The following is a 9,266-nucleotide window of genomic DNA, read 5'->3' as shown; positions in this document are numbered from 1 at the left end:
CGCCGACTTCACGCCGAACGCTACATCCCGCCTGTTGCCTGAAAATTCACGCCCAGCACCGTCAATAAAGACAGCGGCAACAACAAGGTATCGAGCAACGCGCTGGCCGGCAGGTCGACACCCGGATAGCTCGGCGCTTCTGCGCCGAATCGATCCTTGGCACAGCAGCCGCCATTCATTGCATACAGGTCCAACCGCGTTCCGGCATACACCACCGGCGCGCCCGGCTTGGCCGCATCCAGGGTCCGCGCCGTAGCACATCCCGCCAGTTGCAGCGCCAGCACAATGATCAGCAGCTTATTCATCACTGCTCATATGGTGTTCACCCCAGCGCGGCAGCATGTCCTGGGGAATGTTCAGCAGGTTGAGAATCCGCGCCACGACAAAATCGATCAGGTCGTCGATGGTTTGCGGCTGATGGTAGAAGCCCGGCGAGGCGGGCAGGATGGTCACGCCCATGTTCGACAACTTGAGCATGTGTTCCAGATGAATGCTCGAGTACGGCGCCTCGCGGGGTACCAGGATCAACTGGCGGCGCTCCTTGAGCGTGACGTCGGCGGCGCGCTCGATCAGGTTGTTGCAGGCGCCGGTGGCGATGGCCGACAACGTCCCCGTGGAACACGGCACCACCACCATCGCCGCCGGCGCGCCGGAGCCCGAGGCCACCGGCGACATCCAGTCTTCCTTGCCATAGACCCGAATCTGTCCGGCAGCCGCACCGGTGTATTCGGTGAGGAACGCCTGCATCATCTGCGGCTTGGCCGGCAGCGTGACGTCGGTTTCGGTGGCCATCACCAGTTGCGCCGCCTTGGAAATCAGGAAGTGCACCTCGCGGTCGTCACGCACCAGGCAGTCGAGCAGACGCAAGCCGTACTGGGCGCCGGAAGCACCCGTCATCGCCAGCGTGATGCGGTCCGGACCGTTGTTCATTTCAGCGCCTCGGCGAGTTTGCCGTGCAGGCCGCCGAAGCCGCCATTGCTCATGATCACCACTTGGGTGCCCGGTTGTGCCTGGCTTTTCACCCGCTCAATGATGCCCTCCAGCGAATCGCTGACGATCGATGGCACGGTGCACAGCGCGGCGGTGCCAGCCAGATCCCAGCCAAGATTCGGCGGCGCGTACCAGATCACCTGATCGGCATCGACCACGCTTTCCGGCAGGCCGTCACGGTGTGCGCCGAGCTTCATGGAGTTGGAACGCGGCTCGATGATCGCGATCAGCGGCGCGTCGCCGATGCGCTTGCGCAGGCCGTCGAGGGTGGTGGCGATGGCGGTCGGGTGGTGAGCGAAGTCGTCATAAATAGTGATGCCACGCACCTCCGCGACTTTCTCCATGCGGCGCTTCACGCTCTTAAATGCGCTCAGCGCGGCGATACCCATGGATGGCACGACGCCGACGTGGCGCGCGGCTGCCAAGGTGGCCAGAGCGTTGGCGACGTTGTGCTGACCGGTCATGTCCCACTCGACCACGCCCTGGAAAACCCCTTCGAACATCACTTCGAAAGCCGAACCGTCTTCGCTGAGCAGCTTGACCTGCCATTGACCGCCGGCGCCGGTGGTCTGCACCGGGGTCCAGCAACCCATTTCGATCACACGTTGCAGCGCGGGCTCGGTGGTCGGATGAATCACCAGGCCTTCGCTCGGAATGGTCCGCACCAGATGGTGGAACTGCCGCTCGATGGCGGGCAGATCGGGGAAGATGTCAGCGTGATCGAACTCCAGGTTGTTCAGAATTGCCGTGCGCGGGCGGTAGTGAACGAACTTGGAGCGCTTGTCGAAGAAGGCGCTGTCGTATTCATCGGCTTCGATCACGAAGAACGGTGTGCCGCCCAGTCGCGCCGACACCGAAAAGTTCTGTGGCACGCCGCCGATCAGGAAGCCCGGACTCATGCCGGCATGCTCCAGCACCCAGGCGAGCATGCTGCTGGTGGTGGTCTTGCCGTGAGTGCCGGCGACCGCCAGGACCCAGCGACCCTGCAGCACGTGGTCCGCCAGCCACTGCGGGCCGGAGACGTAAGGCAGGCCTTTGTTCAGCACATATTCAACCGCCGGGTTGCCACGGGACATGGCATTGCCGATCACCACCAGATCAGGGGCCGGGTCGAGCTGCGCCGGGTCATAGCCCTGGGTCAACTCGATGCCCTGGGCTTCCAGCTGAGTGCTCATTGGCGGGTAGACGTTGGCATCGGAGCCCGTCACGTGATGGCCCAGCTCTTTGGCCAGAACCGCCATCGAACCCATGAAAGTGCCGCAGATACCAAGAATATGAATGTGCATAGTCGACCTCGTAAAACATGGCCGCAGGTTAGCTTAGGGAGGGGAAAATCGCACCTTTGTTTCCGATCGCGATGAAACCCTGTAGGAGCGAGGCTTGCCCGCGAAGAACGTTAACGCGTCCCATCAGGCAGTACGCGTCACGGCATTCGCGGGCAAGCCTCGCTCCTACAGGTATCTATCTGGCAATCCCGTGCTTACGCAGCTTCCGGTACAGCGTATTGCGACTCACACCCAACTGCTGCGCCGTATGCGTCATATGCCAGCGCGTATGCTCCAGCGCATTGAGCAACGCCAGCCGCTCGGCATCGTCCAGCGGGCGTTCGGACTCTTCAACGGGTTGCACAACAATCGGCCGGGCCTGACGGATCATCGCCGGCAAATCCTCCAGCCCGATGTGCCCGTCTTCACACAGCGCCGCCAGGGTGCGCAGCACATTGCGCAATTGGCGCACGTTGCCCGGCCAGGTGAAGGCCAGCAGGGCCTGACGTGCGGGTTCGTCGATCAGCACGGTTTCCCCGCGCGCCTCTTCGGCCAGCAAAAAGTCGAGCAGTTGCGATTTGTCACTGCGATCACGCAGTGCCGGCAGCGCGATTTCCAGGCCATTGAGCCGGTAATACAGGTCCTCGCGGAAACTGCCCTCCTCGACCCGATCCAGCAGCTGGCGGTGCGTGGCGCTGATGATTCGCACGTTGATTTCCTGAGGATCACCACCGATGGGCACCACCTGGCGATCCTCAAGCACCCTTAGCAGCCGCGTCTGCAACGCCAGGGGCATATCGCCGATTTCGTCGAGGAAAAGCGTCCCGCCATCGGCCTGCTGCAGCTTGCCGCGCATGCCTTCCTTGCGCGCGCCGGTGAAACTGCCGCCGCGATAGCCGAACAATTCACTCTCGATCAGGCTTTCCGGAATGGCCGCGCAGTTAAGGGCGACAAAGGCCTTGTCGGCACGCTGGCTGGCTTGATGCACCGCCTTGGCGAAAGCTTCCTTGCCCGAACCGGTTTCCCCGTTGATCAGCAGCGGCACGTCCCGCTCATAGACACGCAGGGCCTTGCGAAAATCGGTCTGCAACGCGCTGTCGCCCAGGCAAATGCCCGACAGCTGCGGACGTTCCTCAATGATCGGCCCCGGTACCAGAGGCACCGGCACGCGCCGCGGCTGTCCGCGCAAGACAGCGAACAATCGCCGCCCGTCACGGGTACGCAGTGGCCAACTGGCGCTGGCGTCGAGGCTGGCGCGACCGAGCAGTTCATCGAGCCGGCAATCGAAAAGCGCCTCAACCGGCTGTCCCTGCAAGCCGCCACGGGGATGTCCCAACAGGTTCAATGCGCTTTGATTGACAGCGCAGATGCGCCCATCGCCGTCGAACGCCAACAATCCTTCACTGAACAGGCCGACGGACTCGGCTTGCAGATGAAAGCGCAGCAGCCATTGGTTTTCGAAATAACGCAGGAAGTAGCAACTCTCGATCATCTTTGCCGAGAGATTGACCAAGGCCATGGTGTGGAACTGACTCTGGCGCGATACGTCCTGGCGCGCCGAGGATACGTCGAGCACTGCCAGCAACTCGCCATGGGGATCGAACACCGGACTGGCCGAGCAGGTCAGTCCGGTATGACGGCCACGGAAATGTTCGTCGCGATGAATCGTCAGCGCCTGGCGCTCCACCAGGCAGGTGCCGATGCCATTGGTGCCTTCGCAGGCTTCACTCCAGTCAGCGCCGAGCCAGAGCCCGGCGCGCTCGAAAATCTTCCGCTCGGTGGGAGCCGTCACGCAGTTGAGGATCACGCCCCGGGCGTCGGTCAGCAGCACCGCATGGCCGGAACCGGAAAGCTGCTGATGCAGGCTGGTCATTTCGTTGCCGGCGATGTGCAGTACTTGTTGCAAGCGCTCGCGACTTTCGAGAACGCGACCATGCTCCAGCACGGTGGGCGCCATGGTCAGGGCCGGGTCGAGATGGTAGTCCTCAAGGCAGCGCAACCAGGAGCGGGCGATGGATGGATCGCTGCCGGGGCCGTGCAAATGGGCCTTGCCCTGGGCAACGGTCAGGACCTGACGGGCATGGCGACTCAAATGGTTGTCGTGCATTTCTTATTGTTCTCCCCGCCGGGTTGGTTAGGGCTGAGCATCCTCCAGCCCAGCCGTCATTGCAATGCTGGTGAGACCACCCGGTCACAGGCTGCGCCATAACCGGTACAAACTGTCACCCAGGCTGTACCGATAGCGTCACGCCCGCTACCCGCCGGTCCGACAAGAATAGCGCAAGGCCTTGATTTACCTGCCCTGCAAGGCGGTGGCCCGACCTTTGCTCTACGCTTAATGCAGCGCACATGCGCGTCCTCCCTATAAGCACAAAAGCAAGGAGAGAAACATCATGCGTTACGCTCACCCCGGTACTGAAGGCGCTATCGTTTCGTTCAAAGCCAAATACGGTAACTACATCGGCGGCGAGTTCGTCGCGCCTGTCAAAGGTCAGTACTTCACCAATACCTCGCCAGTGAATGGCCAACCGATTGCCGAATTCCCCCGTTCCACGGCCGAAGATATCGACAAGGCCCTGGACGCTGCCCATGCGGCGGCCGATGCCTGGGGCGCCACGTCCGTCCAGGCGCGCTCCCTGATCCTGCTGAAAATCGCCGATCGCATCGAACAGAACCTGGAAACCCTGGCGCTCACCGAGAGCTGGGACAACGGCAAGGCCGTTCGTGAAACCCTCAACGCCGATATCCCGCTGGCTGCCGACCACTTCCGCTACTTCGCAGGCTGCCTGCGCGCCCAGGAAGGCAGCGCCGCCGAGATCGACGGCAACACTGTGGCCTATCACATCCATGAACCACTGGGGGTGGTCGGGCAGATCATTCCGTGGAACTTCCCGATCCTGATGGCCGCCTGGAAACTCGCTCCGGCCCTGGCTGCCGGTAACTGCGTGGTGCTCAAGCCGGCCGAGCAAACTCCGCTGGGCATTACCGTGCTGGTCGAGCTGATCGGCGACCTGCTGCCTCCGGGCGTGCTGAACATCGTGCAAGGTTTCGGCAAAGAAGCCGGCGAAGCGCTGGCCACCAGCAAGCGTATCGCCAAAATCGCCTTCACCGGCTCGACCCCGGTCGGCTCGCACATCATGAAATGCGCGGCCGAGAACATCATTCCGTCCACCGTGGAGCTGGGTGGCAAATCGCCGAACATCTTCTTCGAAGACATCATGCAGGCTGAACCGACCTTCATCGAGAAGGCGGCCGAAGGCCTGGTGCTGGCGTTCTTCAACCAGGGCGAAGTCTGCACCTGCCCTTCCCGCGCACTGGTACAGGAGTCGATCTACGACGAGTTCATGCAAGTGGTGATGAAGAAGGTCCTGCAAATCAAGCGCGGCGACCCCTTCGACACCGACACCATGGTCGGCGCCCAGGCGTCCGAGCAGCAATTCGACAAGATCCTGTCGTACCTGGAAATCGCCAAGGGCGAAGGCGCCGAGCTGCTGACCGGCGGCAAGGTCGAGAAACTCGATGGCAACTTGGCGACCGGCTATTACATCCAGCCGACCCTGCTCAAGGGCACCAACAAGATGCGTGTCTTCCAGGAAGAAATCTTCGGTCCGGTGGTGAGCGTCACCACCTTCAAGGACGAAGCCGAAGCCCTGGCGATCGCCAACGACACCGAGTTCGGCCTGGGTGCCGGCCTCTGGACCCGCGACATCAACCGCGCCTATCGCATGGGCCGCGCCATCAAGGCCGGTCGCGTGTGGACCAACTGCTACCACCTGTACCCGGCACACGCCGCGTTCGGCGGTTACAAGAAGTCCGGCGTCGGCCGCGAAACCCACAAGATGATGCTCGACCACTATCAGCAGACCAAAAACCTGCTGGTGAGCTACGACATCAATCCGTTGGGCTTCTTCTAAAGACCTGGGCGGCGCGGGCATTGCCTGTGTCGCCTATCAGATCGCCATCGCGAGCAAGCTCGCTCCTACAGGGTTTTATGGTTGAGTCCATTTTTGAGGCCAGCCCATAACCCTGTGGGAGCGGGCTTGCCCGCGATGGCGTCCTGATTGACACATTGCTTGAATGCTCTGGCTCGGGCCTTGCATTCACAGCCAACATTCAAGTATCAGGAGGACACCACCCCATGGCCGTATTCGCCCATTGCGTCGGCGCCCAGACCTATCGCTTCGACAGCCTCAAGGAAGTGATGGCCAAGGCCAGTCCGGCGCGTTCCGGGGACTTTCTGGCCGGTGTCGCCGCCCTCAACGATGTCGAACGGGTCGCCGCACAGATGGCGCTGGCCGACATTCCATTGAGCCACTTCCTGCAGGAAGTACTGATTCCCTATGAAACCGATGAAGTCACCCGACTGATCATCGACACTCACGACAAACAGGCTTTCGCAGTCGTCAGCCACCTCACCGTCGGCGGCTTTCGCGACTGGCTGCTCAGCGATGCCGCCGATGAACAGACCCTGCGCGCCCTCGCCCCCGGTCTGACCCCGGAAATGGTCGCCGCAGTCTCGAAAATCATGCGTGTGCAGGACCTGGTGCTGGTGGCGCAGAAAATCCGCGTGGTGACGCAGTTCCGCGGCACTCTCGGCCTGCGCGGGCGGCTGTCCACCCGGCTGCAACCGAATCACCCGACCGACGAACCCGCCGGTATCGCCGCGAGCATCCTCGATGGCCTGCTGCACGGTAATGGCGATGCCATGATCGGCATCAACCCCGCTACCGACAGCATTGCCTCAATCTGCGCCATGCTGGAAATGCTCGACGCCATCATCCAGCGCTACGAGATTCCGACCCAGGCCTGCGTGCTGACCCACGTCACCACCTCCATCGAGGCGGTGAATCGCGGTGTGCCGCTGGATCTGGTGTTCCAGTCGATCGCCGGCACCGAGGCGGCCAATGCCAGCTTCGGCATCAATCTGAACGTGCTCAAAGAAGGTTATGACGCGGGCTTGAGCCTCAATCGCGGCACGCTGGGGCAGAACCTGATGTATTTCGAAACCGGCCAGGGCAGCGCCCTGTCGGCCAACGCCCACCACGGCATCGATCAACAGACCTGCGAAACCCGGGCCTACGCGGTGGCGCGACATTTCAACCCGTTCCTGGTGAACACCGTCGTAGGCTTCATCGGCCCGGAATACCTCTATAACGGTAAACAGATCATCCGCGCCGGCCTCGAAGACCACTTCTGCGGCAAGCTGCTCGGCGTGCCGATGGGTTGCGACATCTGTTACACCAACCATGCCGAAGCCGATCAGGATGACATGGACACCCTGCTGACCCTGCTGGGCGTGGCGGGGATCAACTTCATCATGGGCATTCCCGGCTCCGACGACATCATGCTCAATTACCAGACCACCTCGTTCCACGATGCGCTCTACGCCCGGCAGACCCTGGGCCTCAAGCCAGCGCCGGAATTCGAGGCATGGCTGGCGAAGATGGGCATTTTCACCCAGGCGGACGGCAAGGTGCTGTTCGGTAACAGTCTGCCGCCAGCCTTTCGCCAGGCTTTGGCGCAATTGGGATGAGCGTTGATATGGAAAAACTGCCCTTCGATCCGCACAACCCCTGGCAGGAACTGCGGCGCCTGACCCCGGCGCGCATTGCCCTGGGCCGCACCGGCACCAGCATGCCGACCCGCGCTCAGCTGGACTTTCAATACGCCCATGCCCAGGCGCGGGATGCGGTGCATTTGCCGTTCGATCACCGGGCGCTGCGCTCGCAACTGGCCGAACGCGGACAGGACAGTCTGCTGCTGCACAGCGCCGCAACAGACCGCAACAGCTACTTGCAACGCCCCGATCTGGGGCGAAAATTGAGCGATGACTCTGCACAAGCGCTGCGTGACTACGCTTCGGCCCAGCCGGGCGGCGTCGATTTGGTGATTGTGGTCGCCGACGGTTTGTCTGCTTTGGCGGTTCACCGCCATACCCTGCCATTTCTGGCGCGTATGGAAGAACACATCCGGGCGGAGAACTGGAGCGTCGCTCCGGTCATCCTCGTGGAACAGGGCCGCGTTGCCGTCGCTGACGAAATCGGTGAGCTGCTGGGCGCCAGAATGACCGTGATCCTGATCGGCGAACGCCCTGGCCTGAGCTCTCCGGACAGCCTGGGTTTATATTTCACCTACAATCCCAAGGTCGGCCTGACGGACGCGTACCGTAACTGCATCTCCAATGTGCGTCTGGAAGGCTTGAGTTACGGCATGGCGGCACACCGTCTGCTGTATTTGATGCGCGAAGCCTGTCGGCGACAGTTGTCGGGGGTCAATCTGAAGGACGAAGCGCAGATTCATACACTGGATGAGGATTCAGGCTCAGACATGAAAGGCAATTTCCTGCTCAGCCCGCCGCAGGTTTGAAACGTTTGCGCGTTGCACTTTCGTTCCAGGTTGAGGCAGGATCGGATCCACGGCCTCCCGAGTTCCCCGTCGCCGTCCAAGCACGCAAGACAGCCACTTGAAGACGAGACTTACCATGCGGATTATTCAAGCGACCCTCGAACACCTGGACCTGCTGACCCCGTTGTTCGTCAAATATCGCGAGTTTTATGGTTCCCTGCCGTATCCGGACTCGTCCCGGGCTTTCCTCGAGAAACGCCTGCGCCGTAAGGAGTCGGTGATCTACCTGGCCCTGTCCGATGAGGACGACAAGAAACTGATGGGTTTCTGTCAGTTATACCCAAGCTTCTCCTCCCTTTCGCTCAAGCGCGTGTGGATCCTCAACGACATTTACGTCGCCGAGGACGCCCGTCGCCAGCTGGTAGCCGATCATCTGATTCGCACCGCGAAGAAAATGGCCAAGGAAACCAACGCCGTGCGCATGCGTGTTTCCACAAGCAGCGACAACGCCGTGGCGCAGAAAACCTACGAATCCATCGGATTCAAGGAAGACACCGAGTTCAAGAACTACGTGCTGCCGATCAGCGACAAGCTCTGATATACGCTTAGCGTGGCCTTGTGGCGAGGGGGCTTGCCCCCGTTGGGCTGCGAAGCGGCCCCAGAAAA

The 9,266-nt window shown here is 61.7% G+C and carries 8 protein-coding genes; 4 read left to right on the top strand and 4 right to left on the bottom strand.

Annotated features, from left to right (window positions below; translation table 11 throughout):
• Positions 1–20 precede the first annotated feature (20 nt).
• The 4 genes from K9857_RS28220 to K9857_RS28205 all read right to left on the bottom strand — a co-directional run bounded on the left by K9857_RS28220 (position 21) and on the right by K9857_RS28205 (position 4,362).
• Positions 21–305: a YceK/YidQ family lipoprotein gene (locus tag K9857_RS28220; RefSeq protein WP_224541518.1), complete on the bottom strand. Its 285-nt coding sequence runs from the start codon at positions 303–305 to the stop codon at positions 21–23.
• Positions 298–930 (bottom strand): flavin prenyltransferase UbiX, encoded by a 633-nt coding sequence (gene ubiX, locus K9857_RS28215; protein WP_175377152.1) that lies wholly within the window; start codon positions 928–930, stop codon positions 298–300. Before ubiX ends, K9857_RS28220 begins: the two co-directional genes overlap by 8 nt.
• The gene (gene mpl / locus K9857_RS28210) at positions 927–2,276 is read right to left on the bottom strand and encodes a UDP-N-acetylmuramate:L-alanyl-gamma-D-glutamyl-meso-diaminopimelate ligase (protein ID WP_224541516.1); all 1,350 of its coding nucleotides are present in this window, start codon (positions 2,274–2,276) and stop codon (positions 927–929) included. The genes ubiX and mpl overlap by 4 nt, the downstream gene beginning before the upstream one ends.
• A 175-nt stretch (positions 2,277–2,451) precedes the next feature.
• A complete protein-coding gene (locus K9857_RS28205; protein WP_224541515.1) occupies positions 2,452–4,362 on the bottom strand; it encodes a sigma-54-dependent Fis family transcriptional regulator in 1,911 nt (636 codons plus the stop codon).
• A gap of 286 nt (positions 4,363–4,648) precedes the next feature.
• Between K9857_RS28205 and K9857_RS28200 the strand changes: the two genes are divergently transcribed.
• The 4 genes from K9857_RS28200 to K9857_RS28185 all read left to right on the top strand — a co-directional run bounded on the left by K9857_RS28200 (position 4,649) and on the right by K9857_RS28185 (position 9,198).
• Complete coding sequence (locus K9857_RS28200) at positions 4,649–6,169, top strand: aldehyde dehydrogenase family protein (RefSeq protein WP_224541512.1); 1,521 nt, start codon at positions 4,649–4,651, stop codon at positions 6,167–6,169.
• Between the two features lie 224 nt (positions 6,170–6,393).
• Positions 6,394–7,788: an ethanolamine ammonia-lyase subunit EutB gene (locus tag K9857_RS28195; protein WP_224541510.1), complete on the top strand. Its 1,395-nt coding sequence runs from the start codon at positions 6,394–6,396 to the stop codon at positions 7,786–7,788.
• Between the two features lie 8 nt (positions 7,789–7,796).
• A complete protein-coding gene (gene eutC, locus K9857_RS28190) occupies positions 7,797–8,621 on the top strand; it encodes an ethanolamine ammonia-lyase subunit EutC (RefSeq protein WP_224541508.1) in 825 nt (274 codons plus the stop codon).
• A gap of 115 nt (positions 8,622–8,736) precedes the next feature.
• Positions 8,737–9,198: a GNAT family N-acetyltransferase gene (locus K9857_RS28185; RefSeq protein ID WP_224541506.1), complete on the top strand. Its 462-nt coding sequence runs from the start codon at positions 8,737–8,739 to the stop codon at positions 9,196–9,198.
• Positions 9,199–9,266 lie beyond the last annotated feature (68 nt).

The sequence above is a fragment of the Pseudomonas sp. REP124 genome (genome assembly GCF_020164475.1).
Taxonomy (GTDB): domain Bacteria; phylum Pseudomonadota; class Gammaproteobacteria; order Pseudomonadales; family Pseudomonadaceae; genus Aquipseudomonas.
Note: the sequence above shows the minus strand (reverse complement) of the source record. Positions and strands in the feature narration are given on the sequence as shown.